This window comes from Pseudoalteromonas sp. NCCP-2140 (assembly GCF_023708065.1).
Taxonomy (GTDB): domain Bacteria; phylum Pseudomonadota; class Gammaproteobacteria; order Enterobacterales; family Alteromonadaceae; genus Pseudoalteromonas.
In genome coordinates this window covers 200,713-227,652 of sequence record NZ_BRCZ01000004.1, presented here as the reverse complement: position 1 = coordinate 227,652, position 26,940 = coordinate 200,713, and the positions used below count along the sequence as shown (strand labels likewise).

Genomic DNA, 26,940 nt, shown 5'->3' with positions numbered 1-26,940 from the left:
GTTATTTTAAATGTTTAAGAAAACGACATTAGCCAGCACAATTTGTATGGCCCTTTTTGGGCAATGTGTTTATGCAGCAGATGAGGCTGCAGAGCAAACACAAAACGCTCAAGCAAATGACAACAATGATTCCCTTGAAATAATTGAAGTTGTTGGGATCCGAAGCAGCTTAAATAAAGCCGTTAATATCAAGCGCCAATCAATTCAGGTTGTTGATGCGATTGTTGCCGAAGATATTGGTAAGTTTCCTGATAATAACCTTGTTGAGGCGCTACAACGTGTAACGGGTGTACAGGTAACAGACCGCGCATCGGGTGAAGTAAATACTGTTACAATCCGTGGCTTAACCGATGTTACAACAACAATTAATGGCCGCGAAATGTTCACCGCAGCAGGGCGTCAACTTGCTGTTGCAGACATACCTGCGGCACTACTTGAAAGTGTAGAGGTATACAAAACACGCAACGCCAGCCAATTAGCGAGCGGTATTGCGGGTCAACTTAATGTTCGCACCCAACGCCCATTTAATTTTGAAGGCTCAAAGGTTGTGGTCAATGCCCGTGGCGTTTATCAAGACCAATCTGAAGAAACCGATCCTATAGTAAGTGTGCTTGCCAGCAATCGTTGGGAATCATCAGTTGGTGATCTCGGCGCATTAATTAACCTTTCATTTGCTAGCACCAGCTACCGAGATGAGAATAGTGCACCAGGTGGTTTCGTGCCATTTAGAGCTGATAACTTAAATCGCATTTACCCATGGCCAACAGGCCTTGAACACGGTATGGACAGAACGCCAGGGGCAACCATGTATGACCCTGCAACTGACAGTGAGGTTGAGTACTATCTAAGTCGTGACGCACTAAATCAGTCAGATCTAACTGGTAAACGTGAACGCCCGGCAGTAAACCTGTCATTTCAATGGGCACCAAATGATACATCAGAGTATATTTTCGAAGCATTTTACAATGGCTACCGTAACGAAAGTAATAACCACCTACTATTTTCATACGCAGATTCTTCACGGGTAGAAACGGTGACACAACCAGTCTTATTTGAAGGCACAAATGTCATCAAATCTCGTGCTTGGGGTGACTCAGGTGCATTTACCAGCGGCGACTTTTCTAAGAGCCAAACTGATAGCTACATGTTTGCATTAGGTGGTAAATGGGCGCTATCTGAAGATGCAACACTAAAATCTGAGTTGGTCTATCAAACAAGTAAATATGAACGTGAGTTTGTTGCTATGCAGGCAAATACTCGTTTTCCATTTGTCATGGCAGACTTCAATCATGAAGACGGCATCATGGCATGGACTGTTTACGATGAAGAGTTTGGTACTCCACTTGATTTAACCGATCCAAGCTTATGGACCACCAGTACCATGTTCGACAACGGCGGTGAGGATAATGGTGATGGCTTAACATTCACGCTTGACCTCGACTTCTATGTTGACTGGGGTATCTTTACAAAAGCTAAAGCAGGTGTTCGTTATGATAAACGTACAGCTGATAGCAGTAGTCGTGATTCTAATCGATTTAACCCTATTCCATTAGCATCTCTAGGCTCAGAAGCGCACTACGTAAATAGTGATTTCTTTGATGGGAAAAGTGATTTGCCGAGATCATGGGTTGCCTTTAATGCAAAAAACTTATGGCAAAACCGTGCAGAGTATCGTGATACGTTTAATTTCTACGATAGCGCCGATGGCGAGCGTCGAATGACGCTACAAAAGAACTTCGATATCGACCAAACTTCATGGGCTGCGTATGTGCAAAGCCAATTTGAAACACAACTTTTTGGTAATCGATTAGACGGTGATATTGGTCTTCGCTATACCTACGCAGGCGCTGACATGGACTTTTACCACTGGGATGGAGAAGTTGGTGGCATAGTACAAAGTACTGGCCGAAATAGTAGCGCAAAGTTCTTACCTAATTTAACGCTACGCTACCATTTAAGTGATGATCTAATAACTCGTTTTGCTTATACGCAAACCTTACGCCGCCCAGAGTTTGGCCAATTAAATAGTTTTATTAATTTACGTCCAGACACTACAAATGTTGGCTACGGCAACGCTAGCGGTGGTAATCAAAGTCTACGCCCAGTTGAATCTACTAACTATGACTTCTCACTAGAATACTACTTTAATGAAGGTAGCTCAGCGTATGCGACCTACTTCTACAGAGATATTGAAGGGTTTGTTTTTGATTCATTACGCCAAGCTCAATTTCCAAACCCAGAAACAGGCGAGATGGAAGATTATATACTTTCTCAACCTGGCAACACCTCCAATGGTGTTCTTAAAGGCGTTGAAGTTGGCTTAGTTTACTTCCCTGAATCTGTTCCACAGTGGTTAGATGGCATTGGCCTTCAAGCAAGTGGTACCTTCTTAGATTCGGATCAAGACATTCCAATCTTCAGCAACGAAGGTGAATTAACAGGGTACACAAACAGAAGCGTATTTGGTGTTTCAGATACCTCTTACAGCGGTGTATTAATTTATGAACGAGAAAATTTCAGCACTCGCCTCTCTTACGTTTGGCGTGACTCATTCTTAAATCGCTATGGCTCAGGTCGTTTCGCGCATCCACGAGGAGTTTATCGTCGACCAGAACAAAGTTTAGACTTCCAAGTAAGTTACGATGTCACTGAAGACTTGGTTGTGACATTTGATGCAACAAACCTAACAGATGAGGTTTATCGTCAATACTACGAACTACCAACTGTTCTAAACGACTCAGCGTCTATTTATAGCCGTACATTCGGCTTAGGATTCCGCTATAGCTTCTAACTAAGTTTAGCAAAACCAAGGAAGGTTTATTTGATTTCCCCATCAAGTTAGAAAATAAAGCACTGTACCCTTAGGGTCAGTGCTTTTTTCATTTTAGATAGACTAGATTTATCTACTCGCAACAACATTGCCACCGGTGGCAATGTTTGCTAAAGTTGTTTGCATAAATAACAGTCTTAGGCCATTAAAAAACAACTAACGTGCCTAAGTTACTCACTGCTAATTAAGTTTAGTCATTACATATTTAAATTTTGCCACCGCTGGCAACGCAAGATTTTGAGGAACCTTATGTCAATTAAATCACAGCCGCTTTCACTTCACCCTGATAGGCTATTTTCGAGTGACCCGGCAATTGTTAGTGTTGCCCGAGAGCTTTATGAACAAATAAAAGACCTTCCAATAGTCAGCCCACATGGCCATACAGACCCAAAGTGGTTTAATAAAAACCCTAACTTTGGTAACGCCACTGAACTCTTTATAAAACCAGATCACTATGTATTTAGAATGCTTTACAGCCAAGGTATTGATTTAACCGAGCTTGGTATTCCTGAGCATGGTATCGATGGCGATTTAACACGATCAAAAAATGCAGATCCAAAAAAAGCTTGGCAGATTTTTGCGGATAACTATTACCTATTTGCAGGCACCCCAAGTGGCTATTGGTTAGATGCCGTTTTTTATGATGTATTTGGTTTTAAAGAAAAACTTAACTCTGAAAACGCACAACAATACTACGATAAAATCACCACTGAACTTGCAACAGATGCTTATAAACCGCAAGCATTAATGGATCGCTTTAATATAGAACTCATAGCAACAACTGAAGGTGCATTAGACTCACTAGAACATCATAAAGAGATGGCTGAAACGGCCATGGCCAAACGAGTTATAACCACATTTAGGCCTGATGATGTTGTGGATGCGAGCCGAGAAGACTTTACTGATAACCTCGCTAAGCTTGGCGAATTAACAGACCAAGATACCAGTACTTGGCAAGGTTATTTAGAAGCGATCCGAATTCGTCGCGCTTACTTTAAAAAAGAAGGTCGAGCAACTGCAACCGACCATGGTCACCCCAGTGCGATTACAGCTGATCTATCATTATCTGAATGTGAAGCATTATTTAAAAAATGCCGCACAGGTAACGCAACAGAACAAGAGCAAGAGCTATTTCGTGGCCAAATGCTAACGGAGCTGGCAGGTATGAGTATTGAAGATGGCCTTGTGATGCAAATTCATCCTGGTGCACATCGTAATCATAACCAGCCAATTTTCAATCAATTTGGCCGTGATAAAGGCGCAGATATTCCGAGCCAAACCGAGTATGTTAATGCGCTTAAGCCTCTTTTAACTAAATATGGTAATCATCCAAAGTTAAAAATCATTTTATTTACCCTAGATGAAACGACTTACAGTCGTGAGCTGGCACCGCTTGCTGGTCACTACCCTAGTTTAAAACTAGGTCCGGCATGGTGGTTTCATGATAGCCCTGCAGGTATGCTGCGTTTTCGTCAGCAAACAACTGAAACCGCAGGTTTCTATAATACGGTCGGTTTTAATGATGACACGCGAGCTTTTCTATCGATTCCAGCAAGGCATGATGTGGCACGTCGAGTTGATTGCCGCTACTTAGCAGAGCTTGTTACAAATCATCAAATAACGATTGAAACAGCCCACGAGCTTGCTTATCAACTAACTTATGGGTTGGTTAAAAAGGCGTATAACTTATAAAAATCTAGCACGGCATTACTGCCATAATGCCGTGCTTACTTAGGAACTCGAGATGTTGATTCGCGTGTCACCAGATGTGGCGTTACTGTTTTTGGCATAGGTAGTTTGTCTTGATTACCACGAGAGCGATTAATCAACTTTTGTACGGCTAAGCATGCCATATTAAATACAGGTCGGCGTATTGTTGTCAGCGATGGAATGATCCGAGATGCAAGAATATTGTCATCGAACCCCGCGACCGATAACTGTTCTGGCACTTTAATACCTTGGTTGTTAGCCACACGGAGCACAGCTGCAGCCATCTCATCATTATTAGCAACGATTGCTGTTGGCCTAGGTTGTTTGCTTAACAACTCCCTAGCGCACTCTAAACCACTGTCGTAACTATTCTTGCCTTCAACAATATATTCTGAGGGTAAATTTACATCATAAACCTGCAATTCAGCTAAAAAGCCAGCTAAACGCTCTATTGATGAACGATAATTTTGTGGGCCAGAAATAAAGCCAATGTCCTGATGGCCTAATTCGACTAAATGGTCTGCCATATCACGCATTGCTGCACGCTCGTCAGATACAACAATATTATCAGCGTCATCCAAATCAACTGATGCAAGCCTTACGTATGGACAATCAACATCTCTTAAAGCTGCAGCGAGCTCTTTGTTTTCTGATACCGGAGGCAAGATAATGACGCCATCTAATTTTGAGCGAGCAATAAAGCGTAAGCAGTCATCAACAAAATCTTCGCGTTTTGCAGAACCTGGGTGTACCACTAACTCGTAGCCTAATTCAGCACAGACACTCAATGCACCTCGTTGCACTTCATCAATATAGAGTGCATCAGGGTTATCATAAATTAGCCCTAACAAATACGAACGGCTTGAGGCTAAACCCCTGGCTTGCTTATCTGGCGAGAAGCCTGTTTGCTTTATTATCTCAAGCACTTTTTCACGTGTTGCTTCACCTACCGCAGGTGAGCTATTTATTACACGAGAAACGGTACGTTTTGATACCCCCGATAAGCGGGCAATATCATTAATTGTCACTGACATAGAAGATTCCGAAATAACTAACTTAGCTATAGTAGCACCAAGCTTTTATCCATAAAAGCTGTTAACTCTAGCAAAGCAATTGTTTTTATTAATCAATCAACCCTAGCAAGCGAGGTAAAAACTCACTTATGGCAGGTAAATAGGTCACCAACATAAGCACCATAAACATCACACAATACAAAGGCAGCATTGGCTTAATGATTTTATGAAGCGAAGTTTTTGCTACTGCGCAACTGACAAACAATACACTACCAACCGGCGGCGATACCAAACCGATTGATAAATTAAGCACTATCATTACCCCAAATTGCACTGGCGACATGCCAAACTGTGCTGCAACGGGCAAAAAGATCGGAGTAAATATAAGCACAGCAGGTGTCATATCAATAAAAGCACCCACTAATATTAAAATGAGATTGATTAATAACAAAATCAGTAATGGGTTATCACTTAAGGTTAAGAAAAATTGACTCACCATTTGCGGAATGTGTGAATATGATAAAACCCACGACATCGCACTAGAAGCGGCAATAATAAGCATCACGATTGCCGTTGTTTCACAAGCTTTTAGCAGTAGTTTAGGTAACTCATCTAGCGATAATTCTTTATATACAAAAACGGCTAAAACCAGTGCATATAATACAGCGACAGCACCGGCCTCTGTGGCTGTAAATACCCCCCCTATAATACCGCCAATAACGATTATTATGAGAAGCAAACTAGGGATGGCTGCAATCACTTTTTCTAAAACTAAAGCAAGTGGTAAACGTGCTGCTACGGGGTAGTTATTTTTTAAAGAATAGATGGCACAGACCAACATCAGTGTTAAGCCCAGTAAAATACCTGGTAAATAACCGGCAACAAACAATGCCGCGATCGACACACCACCACTTGCTATGGCATAAATGATTAAGATGTTACTTGGCGGTATTAGCATACCCGTTGTTGCTGCGCTGGCCGTAACTGCGGCGGCGAAATTTTCACTATAACCGTGCTTTTTCATTTCTGGCACCATAAAGCTGCCTATCGCCGATGTGGCCGCCACTGCTGAACCAGAAATTGCGCCAAACATCATACAAGACATCACATTGACCAGCGCTAGACCGCCCGGTAAAAAACCGACCATAGCCATAGCAGATTCAATTAAACGCCTAGCTATCCCCCCCTGCCCCATGATCAGACCCGATAAAATAAAAAAGGGAATGGCCAGTAGTGCAAAGCTATCTATTCCACCTATCATTTGCTGCGCAATGGTCGTTGCCGCTGGAGTAAAATCCATGTGTAAAACCAGTGCTAACAAGGTCGACAGAGCAATACTAATCGAGATCGGTACATTGATTAGGAGCAGTGTGAAAAAACAAACAAGCAACAAGATGGCTGTCATTTCCATTATTCTTGCTCCTGTGTTTGTCTAAAAAAATAAATGATATTTTCAATGCAATTAAGTGTGATAAGTACGCCGCTAATTGGCAAAGCAACATAAATGAACCCCATATTGATCCCAAGAGCAGCTGAACGTTGATCTAATGCAAAGCTTAAGTTCATCAACATACCGCCTCCATAAACTAATAGGCTGAGCGCGGTAATCAGTACTGAAAACTCAATTAAAAATGAACACTTACGACGTATCGTTGGAATCATCTTCTGATAGAAAAGATCAAGCCCTAAGTGTGCTCGGGTACGATAGGCATACGAAGCACCTAAAACGCCAATCCACATAAGTAAAAAACGAGCAAGTTCTTCAGTGTAAGAGTTAGGGGACCGCAAAATAAAGCGTGAGAACACCTGCCAACTAACGACTGCAACAATGGCAAACATCGCAACAATTAATACCCATTCAATGAGCTGATTTATTTTCGCATTAAACTCTTTCATAACGCCTCCTGCATCGCTTTTATTGCCGCAATTTGTGCGGCGATAGGCGTGCCTTTAAATGAGGCATGAAAAGGGGCTACTTTCTCTTGAAACACTTGTTTATCTGGGTAAATAACCTCAACACCCGCATCAACAACGGCCTGTAATGCCTGATCAGATGCTGATTGCCACAAACTACGTTGATAGGTAACAGAATCTTGCATTGCCAACTTCAGCCAGTGTTGCTGCTGAGTCGTTAATTGCTGCCAAACCTTTTGACTAGCAACTACGATGTCAGGCACAAAAGTGTGTTCATCTAGGGTGTAGTATTTCGCAATTTCATAATGACGAGATAGGTAATAGCTAGGCGGGTTATTTTCTGCACCATCGACAACACCTTGTTGCAGCGCAGAATAAAGTTCACCCCACGCAATGGGAGTGGCAGCGCCACCTAAAGACTGCACAGTAGCAATAGCCATTGGGCTAGTTACAACTCTAATTTTGCTACCAATTAAGTCATCGGGCGTTCTAATAGCAGCATCTGTTGTGTAAAAACTGCGACTCCCCGCATCATAATAGCCAAGCCCTTTAAGGCGAGCTACAGCTAGGTCATCAAGCAATTTTTGCCCAAGCTGACTATTGAGTACTTTCCAAAAGTGCTCACTATCGTTAAATAAATAAGGCACCCCAAATACTTTCATTTGAGGCACAAAGCCTTCAAGTGGGCTTGACGATACTTTTGTCATCGACAAACTACCGATTTGTAATAGCTCTATTAACTCTCTTTCCGTGCCTAATTGTGCTGCGGGATAAATCACAATTTCCATTTGATTATCAGAGTAATAAGCTAAACGCTCTGCCATATACTCCATGGCTTGATGAGTAACATGACGGCTATCTAATGTATGCGCCATTGTTAGGCGAATAACCTTGTTGTCGTCACTGCAAGCACTGATAAAAAGTAAACAGCAGCAGAGAAATAGCGTGCTCAGAAGATTTTTATGCATTGTTGTGTCTTCTTTGTGTGTTCAGTTGTGTGTTCATGTTGTCTTATATAATCCTTTATATTTCATTAAGGTACACGGCAATCCAAGCTATGACCTGCGTATCCATTTAAAAAATTTTGTGAGTTTTCAATGGATAGCTATAAACAAACGTTAATTGTATTACTTATTTGTTAAAGGCCAGTTTTGACTACCGGTAGCAAATTGTCAAATCTTATTTGCCACCGGTGGCAAAATTAACTACTATGTTCTGCAATACACTGTAACAATGCTAAGAGCGGGCACAAAAATGCAAACTTTAAATCGTAAAAACTTTAATAAAAACAAATATCCAACGAGTATTATGCAGTTTGGAGAAGGCAATTTTTTACGTGCATTTGTCGATTGGCAAATAGATAAGCTTAACGAACAAACCGGTTTAAATGCCGGTGTTGCTATCATCAGACCCATCGACTACGACTCGCTGCCACTTCTTAATATACAGGATGGCTTATATACCTGTATTATTCGTGGTATCAATGAGCAAAACAAAGCTGTTTCTGAGCAGCGTATTATCAGTTGCGTTAACGAAGAAATCCCAGTTTACAAAGAGTTTGATAACTATTTAAAGCTTGCCGAGAACAGCGACCTTAAAGTCATTTTTTCGAATACGACAGAAGCCGGCATTGAATACATTCCCGAGGACAAGTTATCTGATACCCCTGCAAAGGCATTTCCTGCAAAACTAACGCAATGGTTATTTCACCGCTTCAAGCACTTCAATGGTGCAAGTAGTAGTGGCATGATCATAATTCCTTGTGAACTTATTGATTATAATGGCGAAAAGCTTAAAGAGATTGTATTGCAGTACAGTCAGATATGGGATTTACCAAGCGAGTTTGTAAACTGGCTTAACGAGCACAATCATTTTTGTTCATCTCTCGTTGACCGTATTGTGACGGGTTTTCCGCGCGATGAACATCAAGCTTTACAGCAACAATGCGGTTATTACGACAACTTCATGGTAACAGCTGAGTACTTTCATTTATTTGTGATCCAAGGACCACAGCATTTAGCTGATGTATTACACCTTGAAGGAAGTGACTTAAACATTAAGGTTGTTGACGATATTGCGCCTTATAAGCAACGAAAAGTGGCTATTTTGAACGGTGCCCATACTGCTATGGTTCCACTTGCCTATATGGCAAATATTGATTCGGTTGGCGAGGCTCTCGCTTCACCTCTGCTTGAAAAATACGTTACTAAACTGATATTTGATGAAATCATCCCGACTCTATCCTTACCTAAAGAAGAGTTGCAGATTTTCGCTAATGACGTATTAAACCGCTTTAGAAACCCTTATATATGTCACCTACTGATGTCTATTTCATTAAATAGCATGACTAAATTCAAAACACGCTTGTTACCTCAATTAGAGCAATATATTAGCGACAACAAAACTGTACCACCACTCATCGCAACAGCTTTAGCTGGGCAAATATTGTTTTATCGTGGCGAGCGAAATGACGACAAAATTGAATTAGCCGACAGTCCAAAGTGGTTGGCTTTATTCAACGAGCAATGGCAACAACATCAGCAAGGATCAATAACAACCAATGAGCTAGTAAGCTCTGTGTTAGCTGCAAACTGGCATTGGGATAAAGACTTAAATGAAATTGCAGGCCTTACAGATAAAGTGACTGAGCAACTAAGTCTAATGCTATCAAGCTCAGTTGAACAAACGCTTGTTAACTTATTGGAGTCATAAGCATGAGCAGACTATTACGACTTCACAATACTGATGATGTGGCGATTGCCTTACAGCCAATCAATGCAAATGAAAGAATCGAATTTGAAGGCTTTTCTTTTAAAACGTTAGAAGACATAGATAAGGGTCATAAAGTTGCGCTTAAGCCGATTGCTAAGGGTGAGCGAGTCATTAAATATGGCGCCCCAATTGGTTTTGCACTTGAAGATATTAATCCTGGCGCATGGGTACACACACATTGCATCAAAACAACATTGCATGATGAATTAACATACCAATATCAGCCAGAGTTCGTTACACAAGCCCCTGAGGAGCCATCACCTGAGGTTAATATTTATCGTCGTGCCAATGGTGAGATTGGTATTCGCAACGAGATATGGTTGATCCCAACCGTTGGCTGCGTGAATGGCATGATCAAACAAATGAAAGATGAGTTTTTACGTAACCATGCTGATCTTGAAATTGATGGCGTACACATATTTCCACATCAATTTGGCTGCTCTCAGTTAGGCGATGATTTAGAAACCACAAAAGTTTTATTGCAAGATATGGCCTTACACCCTAATGCCGGTGGCGCGTTAATCGTTGGTCTAGGTTGCGAAAATAACCAATTAGCAGCTTTTAAAGCGGGTTTAGGTGAAATAGACGAATCACGAATTAAGTTTTTAATTTCACAGCACTCTGATGATGAAGTTGAAGATGGCGTAGCTCTACTAGAAGAAATCTACAGCGTCGTTAAACACGATAAGCGAGAAACCGGCAAACTCAGTGAAGTAAAATTTGGCCTTGAGTGTGGAGGCAGTGATGGCCTATCAGGGATCACAGCCAACCCTATGCTTGGCTACTTCTCTGATTACTTAATCGCTCAAGGAGGCACGACAGTCCTGACGGAAGTCCCCGAAATGTTTGGTGCAGAGACACTACTCATGTCTCGCTGTAAAGATGAAGAAACCTTTAATCAACTTGTCAGCATGGTTAATAACTTTAAAGGTTATTACAAAGCACATAATCAGCCTATTTACGAAAACCCTTCTCCAGGCAATAAAAAAGGCGGAATTAGTACATTAGAAGATAAGTCGTTGGGTTGTACACAAAAGGCTGGCACAAGCAAAGTGCAGGCTGTGCTTGAGTATGGTGAACGCTTAAGTGTTGCTGGTTTAAATTTACTCAATGCACCAGGTAATGATCCCATTGCCACCAGCGCACTTGCCGCTGCAGGCTGTCATATTGTGTTATTCACAACCGGCCGAGGTACGCCTTATGGTGGCTTTGTGCCGACTTTAAAAATTGCTACTAACTCAGAGCTAGCAAATAAAAAAACGCGCTGGATAGACTTTGATGCCGGTGTGCTAGTCAGCGGTAAAAGCATGCCTGAAGTGCATCAGGAGTTTGTCGATTTATTAGTTGAGGTAGTAAATGGCAAGCCAACTTGTAACGAAGTTAATGATATTCGTGAAGTCGCTATTTGGAAAAAAGGAGTCACTCTGTAATGAAGGCTAAAAAAGTCGCCATTATTGGAGAGTGTATGGTGGAATTGTCTGGCGAGCTGTTCACAGCCATGCAACAAAACTTTGGTGGTGACACCATGAATACCGCAATTTACCTAAAGAAATTAGCAGGCGAAAGAATTGATGTTTGTTACTTCACTGCCATGGGTGAAGATGCATTAAGCCAAGCTATGATAGCTCGTTGGCAGGATTATCAAATAAATTGCGACTTTGTTCTCAAAGATAAGCAAAGACACGCTGGCCTTTATATGATTCAAACAGACCAACATGGCGAGCGTTCTTTTCAATATTGGCGCAATAATTCTGCAGCAAAACACCTTGTTCAGCAGCCCAAATTTTATAATATCATCAATAAATTAACTGAGTTTGATGCTATTTATTTATCAGGCATTAGTTTGGCAATTTTGCCCCCAGATGATTGCTATGCATTACTTAACGAACTGACAAACTTAAAACGTGCAGGTGTAAAAATTATTTATGATAGCAATCACAGGCCTTCGTTATGGCACTCGATGCAATACTGTCAGGATATTAATAAGCGGATGGCGCAATTAGCCGACCTGGCTTTGGTTACGTTTGATGATGAAGCAATGATTTGGAGTTGCAAAGATATTTCAGCTTGTAGAGAGTGGCTTCATCAATTAGGCGTTAAAGAACTTGTAATTAAAGATGGTGGAAATGGGTGCCAATACAGTACTTTAGAGCAACAAAATGCAACGCATTATCCTACCAATAAAATTAACAAAGTCATTGATACAACAGCGGCAGGAGATGCATTTAATGCTGGTTTTTTATCGGCTTGGCTGCAGGATCAAGCTATCGAAAAATGCGCAAAACAAGGAAATTATATTGCAGGGCAAGTCATTCAGCACCACGGCGCTATCGTTGAGATAACAACCTAAGCTTTACTAAAATAAGGTTTAACCACCAATTAACTTAGTGGTTAAACCTGCAAATACGAATAACTTAATAATTATTTAAAAGTTAAAGCCTAGAGAAACCCAATAACGGCGACCATCTTCAACATATCCGTATTCATCTTCAGTGATTTCTTTATCAAACAGATTATAAACACCAAATCCTAACTTAATGCTGCGGCTTAAATCATAGTTACCACCAATATCAGCCAAGGTGTAATCTGGCGCAATTAAGCTATCTTGCGACGGGCCTGTTGTCGGCTGGCTTTCTTCGCCGCGGTAATGAACACGCAGCCAGGTACCTAGCTTATCAACCGGGCGCCAATTAACTGATGTTTGTAAAATATGCTTCGGTAATTGGTTAAGTGGGCTGCCTTTGTATTCACCGGTTTTTTGCTCAGAGTCGGTGTAGGTGTAGTTGGCACTTACATCAAGCTCACTGGTAATGTCGTAAGATACTGATAACTCAAAGCCTTGCGTAACGGCTTCATCCACATTGACATAGGTCGTTGGCATTGAACCAAACTGGTTTGGTCCATCAGTACACTGAGTGAGTGGGCACGAAATACGGGTAATTTTATCTTCAAACTCGTTGTAAAATACGGTGCTTGAAAGCGATAAATCACGGCTGGCATCATAGTAGATACCCATTTCGTAGTTTACTGATTTTTCTGGGCTTAAATCTGGGTTACCGTAAATATTACCACCTCGGCTCACTTGCCCCCAAGCTGCGGTAGATTGACGAATATTCGGTGCTCTAAAGCCTGTTGAGATGCCGCCTTTCACCGTCAACGACTTAGTTGCTGTATACACGCCATACAAACGCGGGCTGAAATGGCCTGAAAAATTACCATCATGGTCATAACGAAGACCGGTAGTGAGTTTAAACTGCTTGGTTGCAGCCCACTCATCTTCGGCAAATACTGACCACTGCTCGTTCTCAACATGCGTTAGGTCACTAATGCGGTTACTGGTGTAATCGTCTAGCTCTTCTTTTAAATATGACGCACCAAATGCAGCATTATGATTGGTAAATGGTAAAGTCCAGCTTGTTTGCGCATCGGTATTTTCGACGTACATTTCGCGAGAGGTATTATCGAATTTATCGTACTTTAAGTAACTGCGTGATGAGCCAAAATCATAAAAACCATTATGGCTTAGTGAGTAGCTTTCTTGGTCGTACTCTGTGGTTGATGACTCTGGGCAACCACGTCGACCACAGCTTTCACCTTCAGCTAAAGGAGCAACTGTTTTACCTAATGTTTCGTCGAGTTTTTGTTTTGCAGAACCTACTTCAAGCATGATTTCGTGGTTATCAGAAGGCGTTAAGATAAACTTTGCTTTGATATTACTTTGCTCTTTACCACGAAAACCGGCTTCGAAATCGTCTTCGTCACGCTTTGAAAACTGACCAGATAACTGCATACCTAATAACTCAGGAATTAAACCACCCGCAGTGAAGAAGCTGCCTTGGTTGATATTACCCGATTCACTTGATTCTTGAATCGTGCTGTCTAAGCGTACTTCACCGTACCATTTTTCAGGTGTTTTACGGGTAATAATATTGATAACACCACCGATTGCATCTGAGCCATATAGTGAAGACATTGGGCCGCGAATAACTTCAATACGCTCAATTGCTGAAATAGGTGGAGTCCATGCCCCTTCTACACCTGGGCCATCACTGTTTGGACGAGTTTCGCGTGAGGTTTGGCGCTGGCCGTCAATTAAAATCAAAGTATATTGACTTGCCATCCCTCGAAGACTGATATCTTTTCTGTCGCCACCACCTGTGACAACTACACCGGGAACGTCGGTCATTGCATCGGTTAGATCTCGATAAAAACGTTTTTCAAGCTGCTCACGGTCAATAACACTGATACTGGCTGGTGCCTCTTTAAGCATTTGCTCGTAACCGGAAGCCGATACAACTATTACTTCCATGTCTTGTTTTTTGTCATCAGCGTATGCAAAATGGGAAAGACCTGCTAAAACAGCAGCAGTGAGTGGTAAAACAGAAGAAACAACCCTCGTCATAATAATACTCCGTGACTTTTTATTTATAAATGATAATAATTAGCGTTTGCATACTAATGAGAAGTCCCGATTTTCACAATTTACGATTTCTTAAAACTGAATTAAGAAGGCCTGAACCATGAATTCCAAGCTGATAAAAACATTGCGTGTATTTTCACGTACTGTTGAAACAGGCAACATGAGCAGTGCAGCTGCAGAGTTATCGATGACCACATCGGCTGTCAGTCAACACATTAAGCAATTAGAACAAGAAATCGGATTGAGCCTATTTAACCGCAGCCCGCGCGAACTGACTTTAACCGAAGCGGGCCACCTGTATTATCAAAGCTGTTTAAAAATACTGGCACTGGCTGATCAGGCCAGTACGCAATTGCAACAATTACAAAATAAACCCAGTGGCGAGCTCAAATTAGTTGCGCCTGTGGGGTTTGGCGGTGGCCTATTAAGCGAGCCATTAGATCGCTTAATTAACGAGTTTGATGATTTACGTATTCAGTTAATTTTGACTGATGAGCCAATTGATATGATCAAATGCGGCGCTGACCTAGCGATTGCGATTGGCCCATTAACTGACTCAAACCTCGTTGCTCGTAAATTAGCAACTTGGCCGTTAAAGCTATGTGCTCATAAAGACCATGCAATTAGCAAACTCGATAAAGCCAATTGGGAAGACCTTGGCAACTTTGCCCGTATCGCCCACAGCAACGCCGACAGTAATGCGTTTAACCCGTCAACGCTGGCAAGCAAGCCGTTACCGAAAGCAAAGATCACCGTAAATAATATGCAAAGCTTAATTAAATTAGTGTGTGATGGTGTTGGCTATGGCGTATTACCAGAGCCAGAAGTCAGGCATTTACTAAAATCGAAAGAGCTGGTTGAAATTGCACCCGAGTGGGCAATGCCAAATTACACTGTTTATGCCGTAACACCAGCCAGAGACAGCTTAGCGGCAAAAACAAAAACTGCCATTGATACATTAAAACTGTGTTTTAACCATGTGTCTAAGCAAGTTGAATTAGTTGATTAAGACGCTACAAGGATAATACCCATTTGCCGTATTCGGATGGGTATTATCCAAATTAGTATTAACCTAGCGCCAGCCAAACACCTACGCACATCATTAGCGCGCCAGCAATACGATTTAACCACTTCACATTATCGCCTTTATCCAAAAACAGCCTTAAGCTTTTACCGCCTGTTGCGTAAATCAACATACAGATAAATTCGCTCAGCATAATAATGCTCACTAATACCGCAAGCTGAGGAGCAACCGCTAAATCAACATTAATAAACGGAGGGAGTAAAGAAATCATAAATGCCCACCCTTTTGGGTTTGCAATGGCAGTAATATACCCCTGCGAAAACAATTGCCCACGACCAATTTGCTGCTGTGTATCATCATTAGGTTTAAAGCTGGTTTTAGCGCGCCACATATTAACCCCTAGGTAAATTAAGTACGCACCACCTAAGTATTTTAAAAAGGCAAATAACTCAGGGTAATTAAGCATAATACTAGCAACCCCAATCACCGCAGCAATGGCTACCGTGGCAACGCCTAACACCTCGCCGACCATCATCCACAGCGTACGTCTAACGCCCACACTCATCCCTAACGTCATGGCGAGCGTCATACACATACCAGGTGTAATAGAAACAAAGAAAAAGGTCGGAATAAAAACCGCGAGTACTGCTAAATCGAGCATAAATGCAATCACATGTTTATTGCTTAAAAAGAGAAAGCGATTAAATCACATTCACTTAAATAAGCAAACAAACACGCGATTGCTAACAGGCTTATAAAAACATACCGCCCGATGCTTCAATGCGTTGTCCGGTTACCCAACGGTTTTCATCACCGAGTAATTGCGCAATCATAGGGCCAATATCATCAGCTTGGCCAACGCGCCCCATAGCTGTAAATGAACTGACTAATTGAGCAACATGGTCATTATCACGGACAGCACCGCCACCAAAATCAGTGGCAATTGCACCAGGTGCGACGACATTCACGGCAATATTGCGACCAGCAAGTTCTTTTGCCATGTATTTGGTCAATACCTCAACGGCCCCTTTCATGGTGGCGTAGGCCGCTTTTCCTGGTAATGCAAAGCGTGTCAGCCCAGAAGATAAGTTAATAATACGCCCGCCATCATTGATCATCTCATGCAATGTTTGCGTTAAGAAAAACACACCTTTTACATGTACATTCATCAAATTATCAAACATAGCTTCGCTGGTATCAGCAAATGCACTGTCACTACCATGGCCTGCGTTATTAATTAAATAATCAAATCGAGAGGTTTGCCATAGTGTTGCCAAGGTACTTTCAAGTGTTTGTTTAAATTCAGCAAAACCTAAAATATCGCTCACATCAAGTTGAATGGCGACGGCTTTTGCCCCTAGCGCTGCGACTTCTTCTACAACTTGCTGCGCTTCATCTTTATGGCTTCTGTAAGTAAATACACAATCAATGTTCTTACGTGCCAAACTTAAAACTGTATTTTTACCTAAACCGCGATTACCACCTGTGATCACTGCAATTTTATTGCTCATCATGTTTACCTTTTGCTTTGAAGTAATTGTGAGCAACCAGTATATTTACACTGCAAAACCAGATAAACCATGTAAAATTGAATTAACTGTTCGTAAATAACAAACAATCATGAATGAACTGAATGCCATGAAAACCTTTGTTCAGGTTGCAGAGCTAAAAAGCTTTTCGGCTGCAGCACTTGCACTGAGCATGCCTAAATCATCTGTCTCGCAGTTGATCAAACAACTCGAAGATACGTTAGGTGCTCGGCTTCTAAACCGCACAACAAGGCGAGTTACGCTGACCAACGAAGGCACGGTTTTTTATCAACGCTGCAAAGATATGCTTGCTGATATAGACGAACTACAAACCCTATTTCATAAAAAAGACGAAGCGTTATCAGGGCGTCTTAGAGTAGATATGCCACAGCCAATTAGCAGACGTTTAGTGCTGCCGAATCTAGACAGCTTTTTATCTGCACACCCACAATTAGAGATTGAACTGAGCAGTTCTGACAGACGAGTTAACCTAATTGAAGAAGGCTTTGATTGTGTAGTGCGAGTCGGCCAATTAGAAGACTCATCGCTGATTGCAAAAAGAATTGGCCACTGCCCGATGATTAACTGTGTAAGCCCAGGTTATATTAAAAACTATGGCAACATCACAAAACTTAACGATTTAGCCGAGCACTACATTGTTCGCTATAGCCAAACACTCGGTCAACTTGACCCCGGCTTCGAATACCAAGATACACAAGGCGATTGGCAAACCCTGACCATGAAATCACAACTTACAGTTAACAACACGGATGCCTACAAAGCAGCGTGCTTAGCAGGGCTTGGTCTTATTCAAGTGCCTCGTCATGGAGTTCTTGACGAGCTCAGCTGTGGTGAACTTATCCAAGTTTTACCTGACTATAATTTGCCGCCCATGCCTATGAATATCGTCTACCCAAATCGACGCCATTTACCAAGGCGCACCCGAGTGTTTATTGATTGGTTAAGCGAGCAATTAAAACCGATTACGCAGAGCTAGTGTTAAATAAATACTCGGCTCATTGTTGAATTGATTCTTTTAAAGCGGCTTCCAATAAAAACAAAACGCTACCATTAATACAAAAATCCCCGCTATAAGGCGGGGATTTTTAATATTTTACTAATTACTGAGTAACACCTTCAGCGGCAACTGGCTCTGCGGGTTTTTCATCACTTAATAAGTATTTATCTAACCACTGCTCTTGCTCCCAAAGCACATGCAGCAAGCTCTTACGGGCACGATAGCCATGCGCCTCATAAGGTAACATTACTAAGCGGGCTTCTTTACCTAGGCCTTTTAATGCAGCATACATACGCTCACTTTGCATTGGGAAGGTACCCGAGTTTGGATCTTCTTGACCGTGGATCATCAGCATAGGCTCATTGATTTTCTCAGCGTGGAAAAACGGTGACATAGCCGCATACACATCTTGCGCTTGCCAAAAATCACGCTCTTCACCTTGGAAACCAAATGGCGTTAGGGTGCGGTTGTAAGCACCACTGCGGGCAATACCGGTTTTAAATAAATCGCTGTGCGCTAATAAATTCGCCACCATAAAGGCACCATAAGAGTGGCCTGCAATGGCAATGTTATCTTTATCTGCCACACCTTTTTCAACAAGTACATCTACCGCAGCCTTAGCACTTGCCACCAGCTGCTTACGGAATAAGTCGTTTGGCTCTTTACCATCAACACCCACAATTGGCATTTTCGGGTCGTCAAACACAGCAATACCTTTTGCAAGGTAAGGCATTGGCCCCCAATAACCGATGTAGGTAAATTCATACGGCGACTCACGCATTTGTGACGCAACGGCTTTATCTTTATATTCAAGCGGGTAAGCCCACATTAGAACCGGTAACGGGCCTTGAGTTGAATCATAACCCGGCGGTAAATAAAGCGTACCACTAAGCTCAACACCATCATCACGCTTGTATCGAATTAGCTCTTTAGTTACTCCTTTAAATTCTGGATAAGGGTGCTCAAAAGTCGTAAGTTGAGTCAGGGTTTTATCGTCTAGGTCGCGAATAAAGAAGTTAGGTTGCTCAGTTTTAGATTCTCGAATCGTAATTAAACGCTCGCCTTCATCATCAAGCATTGCACGCACACGCTCATAGTATGGCGCTTCTGATTGCCAAATGCGTGTTGTGGTATTGGTTTTTACATCATAACGGTCTAAAAACGGAATATTGCCCTTTTCAGATGCACCATTACCGCGTAAGAAAAGATAGCGTCCGCCAACGACTTTTAATACATCAGCGCCCAAATCATTTTTTTCATAAATTGGGTAACCTGGGTTTTTGTAGGCATCGTTATAGCTGCGTTCGGAAAATAGCACACGGTTTTTATCTGCATTACGTGGTTGAATAACAAATGTGCGAACTTGTCGGTCGCTAAAGCGCCATTCAGATAACAGAGCAACATTACCGTTGCCCCAAGTAATTGAATCAAAACGGCGTTCAACTTTAGCAAATAACTTAGCATCACGTTTAAATGGTGCTCTTAGGCTATAAAGGTAATCGTGATGAGGAACGTCGGTTTTCATATCACCGCCGTCTTGTGCTTCTGCCCAAATGACTTCAGCGCCTTGATCTGCTCGCCATTGAAATTCGCGGCGACCAGTACGCACACTGTCATAACCTTGTGGTATGTTATCTGCTAAAGGCTGCTTCGCAAGCTCTGCTAGCGTATAGCCACGCATCCCCCAAATTTGCCAAGTCGCAGCAAATCGGCTGTAAGGCACTTGATAAGAAAAAGGCTCATCAATCATGCCAACCAAAATATTGGTTGAATCAGGTGAGACCGAAAACGATTTAATTAAGCCCGGTTGACCAATTGGTTGGCCCTGACCACTAAGCGGAATATAAGTCAGCTGGCTTTGCGCAAAAAACTTAAATTGTGCTTCATCATATGGGCTAGTTAACAAGTTTTGATAAGTACGAGCAGGCGCTTTTTCACCACTACTTTGCTGAATAACTGGTACAATCTGCGAGCTGTCGTTGCTGATACGTGCTTTACCAATATTAACCGCTGCATTAGCTACAATGGCGCTGCTATCTGGCAACCAAGTATAAGGCGTGCGCGTTAGCACTGAATTAAGTGGTGTATCACTTAACTGGCGGGCTTGCTTAGTACTTACATTATAAACCCATAAGTTAGCACTCGATGCTTGCTCAACCACAAACGCCAAGTATTGACTATCGCTTGACCAACTTGGTGAGCGTAAAATGCCATTTGGCAAACCAGATACAACAATTTCAGAACCGGTTTCAACATGCTTAAGCACTAACGATGTAAACTTATTACGCACTCGTGAGCGAGAAAAATTAGCAGGATTAAGCTTAATACCCGCAAGTTTCAACTCTTCTTTGGCTAAGTCTTGTAACGTATCGATGCGTTTTCTATCAAATAACGCCAGCCACTGGCCATCATTCGATAAATAACTACTCGGTGCAAGCTTAGCGTCAACCACAGCAGCCAGTGCAGGCGATGGAGTTTGATAACCTTGATTAGCAAAACTGGGTGTGCAAACAGCTGCGCCAATAACTAGCGCAAAAAGCAGTTTAAATGCTTTCATGTTCGTTCCTTTTTCGTTTTTATTTTCGATTCTGTAAACAAGTAGAACATGTTTGCAGCATTTCATAAAGAGTTTCGACCCTTTTGGCAGCCAATCAGTGACTTAAACAGCTAAATTACGCTAAAATAAAAGCACTCTATTCGCCACTTTTTGCTAATAAAAATGAAAAAATCGACAGGCAAAGTCACAATTTGGGATGTAGCTGAACAAGCACAAGTTTCAAAATCAACCGTGTCTTTGGTCCTTACCAACAGTGATAAGGTCAGTAAAAAAAGTAAAGAAAAAGTACTGGCTGCCATTGATAAGCTTGGCTATGTGTATAACCGCGATGCTGCAGCACTTCGCAGCAAGCGCTCAAACCTCGTCGCGTTGGTTATAAATGACTTAACCAACCCGTATTCAGCTCAGCTTGCTGTTGGCCTCGAAAAACACATCTTTGAGCTTGGCATGCTGCCAATGCTGGTGAATATTGCGGAGTGTGTCGAAAGGCAAACTCAAGTGGTGAAAACCCTAAAAGAATACAACGTATCGGCGTTTATTATGTGTCCGGCACCGGGGACTGAGCAACAGTGGCAAGATGATTTAATAAATAGTGGTTTTCCGGTTATTAATATCATGCGTGAAATTCCCTTTTCAGCAGCGCCGTGTATTTTGCCTGATAACAAAAAAGGCACACATATTTCGACCAGCCATATTTTATCGCAAGGCATAGAAGAGGTAGCCTTTTTAGGCGGCACCGCAGAAATATCAGATTACCATGAACGTTTAAGTGGGTTTTTAGCTGCGCTTGAGCAGTTTAATATCACTGACGAAAAACCGGTTATTCAAGCACCGACAAACCGCCAAGGTGGCCGAGAAGCCTTTAATACCCTTATAAAACAAGCGCCAAATACCAGAGCCATTGTCTGTTTTAATGATGTGATTGCTTATGGCGCGATTGAAGCTATGCGCCAACATGGCCTAGAGCCGGGTAAAGACATTAAAGTTATTGGCTTTGATGACCTAGAAGATTCCCGCTTAATGCTACCTTCTCTTTCAACCATCGCCATTAATGCCGATGAAATCGGTAAACGCACCTGTCAGGTGCTAAAAGAACTATTAGATAAATCAACACCGCCAGTTCGCACCTTGGTGGATGTTAACTTAAAAATACGAGATTCAAGTCAATGAAAAAAGTGTTAGTGATCGGCTATGTATGGCCTGAGCCTAATTCGTCGGCAGCCGGCACCCACATGATGTCACTCCTGCGCGCCTTTCGTGCAGAAAACTGGCAAGTCGAATTTGCAAGCCCTGCGCAAAAAACCGAACACATGGTGGATCTCAACGAAGATGGCATTACCACACAAGTAATTGCATTAAACTGCTCTAGTTTTGATGAGTACGTACAAGCGTATAACCCTGATATTGTGATGTTTGACCGCTTTATGATGGAAGAACAGTTTGGTTGGCGAGTCGACAAATACTGCCCTAATGCACTTAAAGTTCTCGATACCGAAGATTTACAGTGTCTAAGAAATGCCCGTCACGACGCTCATAAAGCAGGTAGAGAATTCAGCCATAGCGATTTACACAGTGATATTGCCAAGCGAGAAATCGCGGCTATTTTACGCTCAGACATCAGCTTAATTATCTCGCATTACGAGATGCAGCTACTCAATGACATTTTCAAAGTCGATAACGCCCTACTTCACCACCTACCATTTTTGGTTGATTTACAGCATATCCCCACCAGCACCAAATCATTTTCAGAGCGTAAACACTTTATGACCATTGGTAATTTTCGTCATGCGCCAAACTGGGATGCAGTGTTGTACTTACAACAGATTTGGCCGCTGATCCGCAAACAATTACCCGATGCCGAACTCCACATTTATGGCTCTTACCCGCCACCAAAGGCAACAGCACTGAACAATCCAAAAACCGGCTTTTTAATCAAAGGCTGGGCTGATGATGCTTATCAAGTGATGGAAGATGCCCGAGTATGTTTATCGCCACTGCGTTTTGGGGCTGGTATTAAGGGTAAGTTACTCGAAGCGATGATCATGCAAACGCCGAGCGTAACAACTCCTATTGGTAGTGAAGGCATGCATCAAAATGAGCCTTGGTCAGGCGCAATCTGTGAAGATGCACAGCAATTTGCAGATGCAGCAGTGGCACTTTATCAAGATGAAGCGTTATTTACTCAGGCACAGCAAAATGGCCAGCAGTTATTGCAAAAATATTATGATAAATCAAAACTTCAGTCGCAGTTAATCGCTAAAATCACCGCCATTAGTGAGTCATTAGCGCAGCATAGACAGCAAAATTTTACCGGCCAAATGCTCAAACATCACACCATGCGTTCGACCCAATACATGGCGCAGTGGATTGAAGCAAAAAATAAGTAATTTTGCCGTAAATAACACTAGACATAGCGGCTTTTGTCGCTAAAATCGCGCTGGTCAATTTAAGCGATATAGTCTAGCTATTGGACTATATCTTATTGAATTTTGGTCTATCCTTAACTGAACAATTTAACCTTTGGTTCAAAACGCCTTTGAAAACCGCAACGTTTACTGAAAAACGAAAATTTATCGTGAAGCTTGGCAAAATGCTTCATAAATACGGTACACCTGCATACCGACTAGAAGCACACTTAATGGAAGTTGCGACTTACCTCGGTTTGAAATCATCTTTTGTTATGTCGCCAACATCAGTGACATTTGTTATTTGGACAGATGGGCACGAAGAAGAGTACACCCATGTTGCGCGTGTTGATCCGGGCGATCATGACTTAGGCTCGCTGGCAGATACCGATGACTTAGTAAACAAAATGCTTAATGGCGAGCTGACGCTACAAGAGGTCGATAAACAGCTCGATATTATTTACACCATGCCAAACCCATATAATAAATTTATGACTGGCGTTGCGTTTGCAACCTCAGGTGGTGCATTTGCCATGTTGATGGGTACTAGCTGGAATGATGTATTTTGGTCAGCACTTATTACCTTAGTGGTGTATTTATTTGTACTTTGGTCAACACGCTCTAAACGTGTTGCCCATATGCTTGAACCATTAGTTGCCATCGTATCGGCGATTATAGCCTGTGCTATTAGTGTCTATATTGACGCCCAAATTAACATACGACTAGTGGTACTTTCTGCCATCATTGTGTTTATACCCGGCTTAGCATTAGCCCTAGGTTTGGCAGAGTTAGCGGCAAGACATTTAGTATCTGGTACGGCTCGGGTGATGGACTCATTCATGCTTCTGTTTAAACTGTATTTTGGCGCCTTTATTGGTATTGGTATTGGTTTTGCTATTTTTGGTCAAAGTGACTTTGTGCAACCCGAGCCTTTACCTAAATGGACAGCTTGGCTAGCTATATTCATGCTATGTAGCAGCCTAATCGTGATTTTTAGAACCAAGCTAAAGCATGCTGTTTGGTCTATTGCATCTGGCTTTATAGCGTATGGTACAAGTATTGGTTCAGCCATGTACCTAGACTACACATTAGGCACATTTGTAGGCGCATTAGCCGTGGGCGTTTTTAGCAACTTATTCAACCGCGTTGTTAATGCTCCAGCCTCAATTGTAGCTATGCAAGGACTAATCGTATTGGTACCTGGTAGTAAAACCTATATTGGCTTGAACTCACTTATTGAAGGCCAAGATTTCGTTTATGCAGACCATATTGGCCAACAAACCTTTTTAATTTTCATGTCATTAGTGGCGGGGCTTATCTTTGCTAACGTCGCGCTGCCACCGAAGAAAAGTTTATAACTTACTAAGCCCGAGTTTCTCGGGCTTTTTTATACCCTCGTTTTAATAAGCCGACTTTGCTTATCAGTAACAAACTGATATAACTCTAAGTGCATGTGGTAAAAATAAAAAGGATTTATTCAGTGATAAGATTGGCTTGGCTGTTATGCAGCTTTTTCGCATTTAATGCGTTTGCAGAACCCCAGTGTATTAACTGTCATCAAAGCCAAGTTGAAGACTGGCAAACATCCCATCATTTTCATGCTATGGAAAAAGCCACTCCCACTACGGTGCTTGGTAATTTCAACGAACAAACCCTCGACTATCAAGGCCAGCAAGCGCGCTTTTATCAACAAGACCAACAACTTTTTATAAGCATGCCAAACCTTGATGGCAAGCTGACTGATTACCCGGTTTTATACACATTTGGCTATGAGCCATTGCAGCAATACATGTTTGATATGGGCCAAGGTCATATTCAGCTGTTTCCATTTGCATGGGACTCGCGCAGTAAAACAGACGGCGGTCAGCGCTGGTTCGTACTGCACCCTGAGCAGAAAAAACACGACCTATTTCATTGGTCGCAAAAAGGCCAAAACTGGAATCATATGTGTGCCGATTGCCACTCAACTGATTTCAAAAAGCAATTTAACCTTAAAACGAATAGCTTTGATTCGAGTTATTCAAGCATTAACGTGAGCTGTAAAGCGTGTCATGGCGATCCACAAGCTCATTTAAAATGGGCTGATGGCGATAGCAGTATTGCCGATAAGGGCTTTACTCATAATATTAAAAAGCAAACTCCGCTGTTTACCCAAAAAGCCGATGGCAGTATGCAAAGCGTGCAGCCTCTGGTAAAAAGCGACCAAGTGCAAGTGTGTGCAACCTGCCATGCTCGGCGCTCACAGCTTGATGACCGCAAAGACCCACATAGTTTTTTACAAAGCTTTCAAGGCTCATTACTCACTCCTGAGCTTTATCATGTTGATGGTCAAGTGTGGGATGAAGACTATGTATGGGGTTCATTTTTACAAAGTAAAATGTTCAACGCGGGAGTTACCTGTAGTAACTGTCACAACCCTCATTCGGGTAAATTAAAGCTACCGGGCAATCAAACCTGTACGCAATGTCATAGCCAAGAAGTGTTCGATACGCCGAAACATCACGGTCACAAAGTGGCAAGTACTGGTAGCCAATGTGTTGATTGTCATATGCCTGCCACCACCTATATGCAAGTTGATGCAAGGCGCGACCACAGCTTTCGGGTACCACGCCCAGATTTAACATTAAAAACCAATGCTCCAAATGCTTGTAATAGCTGCCATGAAGATAAGACGCCGCAGTGGGCGGTTGGCAAAATAAAAGACTGGCATCCACATTCAAAACACCTTGGCACTGCGCATTTTTCTGAGGCGTTTTATGCCGCCGATAACCGTTTACCAAATGCCTCAACCATGCTGACCAAAATCGTGCAAGATAAAGGCTTTCCTGACATTATTCGCGCTTCAGCATTAAGCCGTTTAGCCACAAGCCCTGATAACAACGCTGTCGTTGCGATTGCTCGCTCAGTAAAAGACAGCGAACCATTAAAACGCCAAGCAGCCATTGAGGCGGCCATGCCATTTGATATCAATCAGCGCTGGCGTTTATTAAACCCGCTTTTAGATGATGAGCATTTACCAATCAGAGCTGAAGCAGCAAGAGCACTTGCAGGTATGTTAACTCAGCCCTTTCCGGCGGGTCTTAATGAGCAAGACAGCAAACGTTTAAATTCAGCCCTTGGTGAGTACAAAGGCATTCAAGAGTACCAAGCAGAGCGTGGCTATTCCCATACCAATTTAGGTAATCTGGCACTCACACTACAAAAGCCAGCGCAAGCTAAAGCACATTACCTACAAGCAATCAGTGTTGAGCCTATTTTTGCTCCTGCTTATGTCAATTTAGCTGATTTATATCGCAACCAAGGCGATGAAAAAGCAGCGCAAGCCATCTTGAAACAAGGCTTAGACGTTAACGCAGAAAGCGGCGATATTCATTATGCCTTTGCAATGAGCCTTATTCGCACAAAACAAAAAGACACCGCCCTTACACACTTACAAAAAGCCGCGCAGTTTGCACAAGAAAATGCAAACTATCAGTTTACCTACGCACTGCTATTACAAGATTTAGGCAATATGCCAGCTGCAATATCAGCCCTTGAGCGCGCTTTTAATCTAACACCTAATAACCCAGATATCAGCTACAGTTTGGCGCAGTGGTATGTGGCAGAAGAAAACTACAGCCAAGCGCTGTTTTATGCCAGAAACCTAGCCCGCTTGGTACCGGGTAACCAGCAAATTGAGCAGTTTGTGAAACAGCTCGAAATGATGAATAGTATTAATCATTAAGCATTAAAAAAGGGCCAAGTAGGC

Annotated in this window: 19 protein-coding genes; 11 read left to right on the top strand and 8 right to left on the bottom strand. The window is 42.3% G+C overall.

Features of this window, described 5'->3' with window-relative positions; genetic code table 11:
• Nucleotides 1-10: 10 nt before the first annotated feature.
• The gene (locus tag NFU46_RS10210; protein WP_175078801.1) at nucleotides 11-2,791 is read left to right on the top strand and encodes a TonB-dependent receptor; all 2,781 of its coding nucleotides are present in this window, start codon (nucleotides 11-13) and stop codon (nucleotides 2,789-2,791) included.
• Nucleotides 2,792-3,079: 288 nt separating this feature from the next.
• Nucleotides 3,080-4,522, top strand: coding sequence for a glucuronate isomerase (uxaC, locus tag NFU46_RS10205; protein WP_251601601.1), 1,443 nt, complete (start codon nucleotides 3,080-3,082; stop codon nucleotides 4,520-4,522).
• 35 nt (nucleotides 4,523-4,557) lie between these two features.
• Here the strand turns inward: uxaC and NFU46_RS10200 are convergent, their stop codons facing one another.
• From NFU46_RS10200 to NFU46_RS10185, 4 genes are all read right to left on the bottom strand, one after another.
• On the bottom strand, nucleotides 4,558-5,574 hold the full coding sequence (locus NFU46_RS10200) for a LacI family DNA-binding transcriptional regulator (protein WP_251601599.1): 1,017 nt from the start codon (nucleotides 5,572-5,574) through the stop codon (nucleotides 4,558-4,560).
• Between the two features lie 88 nt (nucleotides 5,575-5,662).
• The gene (locus tag NFU46_RS10195) at nucleotides 5,663-6,964 is read right to left on the bottom strand and encodes a TRAP transporter large permease (protein ID WP_251601597.1); all 1,302 of its coding nucleotides are present in this window, start codon (nucleotides 6,962-6,964) and stop codon (nucleotides 5,663-5,665) included.
• A complete protein-coding gene (locus tag NFU46_RS10190; protein WP_062565778.1) occupies nucleotides 6,964-7,449 on the bottom strand; it encodes a TRAP transporter small permease in 486 nt (161 codons plus the stop codon). The genes NFU46_RS10195 and NFU46_RS10190 overlap by 1 nt, the downstream gene beginning before the upstream one ends.
• Nucleotides 7,446-8,342: a TRAP transporter substrate-binding protein gene (locus tag NFU46_RS10185; RefSeq protein WP_156426482.1), complete on the bottom strand. Its 897-nt coding sequence runs from the start codon at nucleotides 8,340-8,342 to the stop codon at nucleotides 7,446-7,448. Before NFU46_RS10185 ends, NFU46_RS10190 begins: the two co-directional genes overlap by 4 nt.
• A gap of 379 nt (nucleotides 8,343-8,721) precedes the next feature.
• Between NFU46_RS10185 and NFU46_RS10180 the strand changes: the two genes are divergently transcribed.
• The 3 genes from NFU46_RS10180 to NFU46_RS10170 are packed head-to-tail and all read left to right on the top strand — an operon-like array spanning nucleotide 8,722 to nucleotide 12,589.
• The gene (locus tag NFU46_RS10180) at nucleotides 8,722-10,179 is read left to right on the top strand and encodes a tagaturonate reductase (protein ID WP_251601595.1); all 1,458 of its coding nucleotides are present in this window, start codon (nucleotides 8,722-8,724) and stop codon (nucleotides 10,177-10,179) included.
• A 2-nt stretch (nucleotides 10,180-10,181) separates the two neighbouring features.
• Nucleotides 10,182-11,669, top strand: a complete 1,488-nt coding sequence (locus NFU46_RS10175; protein WP_251601593.1) for a UxaA family hydrolase — start codon at nucleotides 10,182-10,184, stop codon at nucleotides 11,667-11,669.
• Nucleotides 11,669-12,589: a sugar kinase gene (locus NFU46_RS10170; RefSeq protein WP_251601591.1), complete on the top strand. Its 921-nt coding sequence runs from the start codon at nucleotides 11,669-11,671 to the stop codon at nucleotides 12,587-12,589. Before NFU46_RS10175 ends, NFU46_RS10170 begins: the two co-directional genes overlap by 1 nt.
• Before the next feature lie 75 nt (nucleotides 12,590-12,664).
• Here NFU46_RS10170 and NFU46_RS10165 read toward each other — a convergent pair whose 3' ends face one another.
• Entirely contained in the window at nucleotides 12,665-14,641 is a 1,977-nt protein-coding gene (locus NFU46_RS10165) for a ligand-gated channel protein (RefSeq protein ID WP_251601589.1), read from the bottom strand.
• Between the two features lie 118 nt (nucleotides 14,642-14,759).
• On the opposite strand from NFU46_RS10165, the gene NFU46_RS10160 reads away from it, so the two are divergent.
• Nucleotides 14,760-15,668, top strand: a complete 909-nt coding sequence (locus NFU46_RS10160) for a LysR family transcriptional regulator (RefSeq protein ID WP_058584682.1) — start codon at nucleotides 14,760-14,762, stop codon at nucleotides 15,666-15,668.
• 58 nt (nucleotides 15,669-15,726) lie between these two features.
• Here NFU46_RS10160 and NFU46_RS10155 read toward each other — a convergent pair whose 3' ends face one another.
• Nucleotides 15,727-16,344, bottom strand: a complete 618-nt coding sequence (locus NFU46_RS10155) for a LysE family translocator (RefSeq protein ID WP_054562642.1) — start codon at nucleotides 16,342-16,344, stop codon at nucleotides 15,727-15,729.
• 91 nt (nucleotides 16,345-16,435) lie between these two features.
• Nucleotides 16,436-17,197: an SDR family NAD(P)-dependent oxidoreductase gene (locus tag NFU46_RS10150; RefSeq protein ID WP_251601587.1), complete on the bottom strand. Its 762-nt coding sequence runs from the start codon at nucleotides 17,195-17,197 to the stop codon at nucleotides 16,436-16,438.
• 106 nt (nucleotides 17,198-17,303) lie between these two features.
• Between NFU46_RS10150 and NFU46_RS10145 the strand changes: the two genes are divergently transcribed.
• Complete coding sequence (locus NFU46_RS10145; protein ID WP_251601585.1) at nucleotides 17,304-18,209, top strand: LysR family transcriptional regulator; 906 nt, start codon at nucleotides 17,304-17,306, stop codon at nucleotides 18,207-18,209.
• A gap of 124 nt (nucleotides 18,210-18,333) precedes the next feature.
• On the opposite strand, the gene NFU46_RS10140 is transcribed toward NFU46_RS10145, so the two are convergent.
• Complete coding sequence (locus NFU46_RS10140) at nucleotides 18,334-20,787, bottom strand: prolyl oligopeptidase family serine peptidase (protein WP_055197292.1); 2,454 nt, start codon at nucleotides 20,785-20,787, stop codon at nucleotides 18,334-18,336.
• Between the two features lie 162 nt (nucleotides 20,788-20,949).
• On the opposite strand from NFU46_RS10140, the gene NFU46_RS10135 reads away from it, so the two are divergent.
• From NFU46_RS10135 to NFU46_RS10120, 4 genes are all read left to right on the top strand, one after another.
• Entirely contained in the window at nucleotides 20,950-21,957 is a 1,008-nt protein-coding gene (locus tag NFU46_RS10135) for a LacI family DNA-binding transcriptional regulator (RefSeq protein ID WP_251601583.1), read from the top strand.
• The gene (locus NFU46_RS10130; protein ID WP_251601581.1) at nucleotides 21,954-23,174 is read left to right on the top strand and encodes a glycosyltransferase; all 1,221 of its coding nucleotides are present in this window, start codon (nucleotides 21,954-21,956) and stop codon (nucleotides 23,172-23,174) included. The genes NFU46_RS10135 and NFU46_RS10130 overlap by 4 nt, the downstream gene beginning before the upstream one ends.
• Nucleotides 23,175-23,323: 149 nt before the next feature.
• Nucleotides 23,324-24,550 (top strand): threonine/serine exporter ThrE family protein, encoded by a 1,227-nt coding sequence (locus tag NFU46_RS10125; protein WP_082401625.1) that lies wholly within the window; start codon nucleotides 23,324-23,326, stop codon nucleotides 24,548-24,550.
• Nucleotides 24,551-24,672: 122 nt separating this feature from the next.
• Nucleotides 24,673-26,916, top strand: a complete 2,244-nt coding sequence (locus NFU46_RS10120) for a CDC27 family protein (protein WP_251601579.1) — start codon at nucleotides 24,673-24,675, stop codon at nucleotides 26,914-26,916.
• Nucleotides 26,917-26,940: the final 24 nt, after the last annotated feature.

Coding starts and splice junctions, on each gene's coding strand:
- NFU46_RS10210 (WP_175078801.1), top strand. CDS start 11: ATGTTTAAGAAAACGACATTAGCCAGCACAATTTGTATGGCCCTTTTT.
- uxaC (WP_251601601.1), top strand. CDS start 3,080: ATGTCAATTAAATCACAGCCGCTTTCACTTCACCCTGATAGGCTATTT.
- NFU46_RS10200 (WP_251601599.1), bottom strand. CDS start 5,574: ATGTCAGTGACAATTAATGATATTGCCCGCTTATCGGGGGTATCAAAA.
- NFU46_RS10195 (WP_251601597.1), bottom strand. CDS start 6,964: ATGGAAATGACAGCCATCTTGTTGCTTGTTTGTTTTTTCACACTGCTC.
- NFU46_RS10190 (WP_062565778.1), bottom strand. CDS start 7,449: ATGAAAGAGTTTAATGCGAAAATAAATCAGCTCATTGAATGGGTATTA.
- NFU46_RS10185 (WP_156426482.1), bottom strand. CDS start 8,342: ATGGCGCATACATTAGATAGCCGTCATGTTACTCATCAAGCCATGGAG.
- NFU46_RS10180 (WP_251601595.1), top strand. CDS start 8,722: ATGCAAACTTTAAATCGTAAAAACTTTAATAAAAACAAATATCCAACG.
- NFU46_RS10175 (WP_251601593.1), top strand. CDS start 10,182: ATGAGCAGACTATTACGACTTCACAATACTGATGATGTGGCGATTGCC.
- NFU46_RS10170 (WP_251601591.1), top strand. CDS start 11,669: ATGAAGGCTAAAAAAGTCGCCATTATTGGAGAGTGTATGGTGGAATTG.
- NFU46_RS10165 (WP_251601589.1), bottom strand. CDS start 14,641: ATGACGAGGGTTGTTTCTTCTGTTTTACCACTCACTGCTGCTGTTTTA.
- NFU46_RS10160 (WP_058584682.1), top strand. CDS start 14,760: ATGAATTCCAAGCTGATAAAAACATTGCGTGTATTTTCACGTACTGTT.
- NFU46_RS10155 (WP_054562642.1), bottom strand. CDS start 16,344: ATGCTCGATTTAGCAGTACTCGCGGTTTTTATTCCGACCTTTTTCTTT.
- NFU46_RS10150 (WP_251601587.1), bottom strand. CDS start 17,197: ATGATGAGCAATAAAATTGCAGTGATCACAGGTGGTAATCGCGGTTTA.
- NFU46_RS10145 (WP_251601585.1), top strand. CDS start 17,304: ATGAATGAACTGAATGCCATGAAAACCTTTGTTCAGGTTGCAGAGCTA.
- NFU46_RS10140 (WP_055197292.1), bottom strand. CDS start 20,787: ATGAAAGCATTTAAACTGCTTTTTGCGCTAGTTATTGGCGCAGCTGTT.
- NFU46_RS10135 (WP_251601583.1), top strand. CDS start 20,950: ATGAAAAAATCGACAGGCAAAGTCACAATTTGGGATGTAGCTGAACAA.
- NFU46_RS10130 (WP_251601581.1), top strand. CDS start 21,954: ATGAAAAAAGTGTTAGTGATCGGCTATGTATGGCCTGAGCCTAATTCG.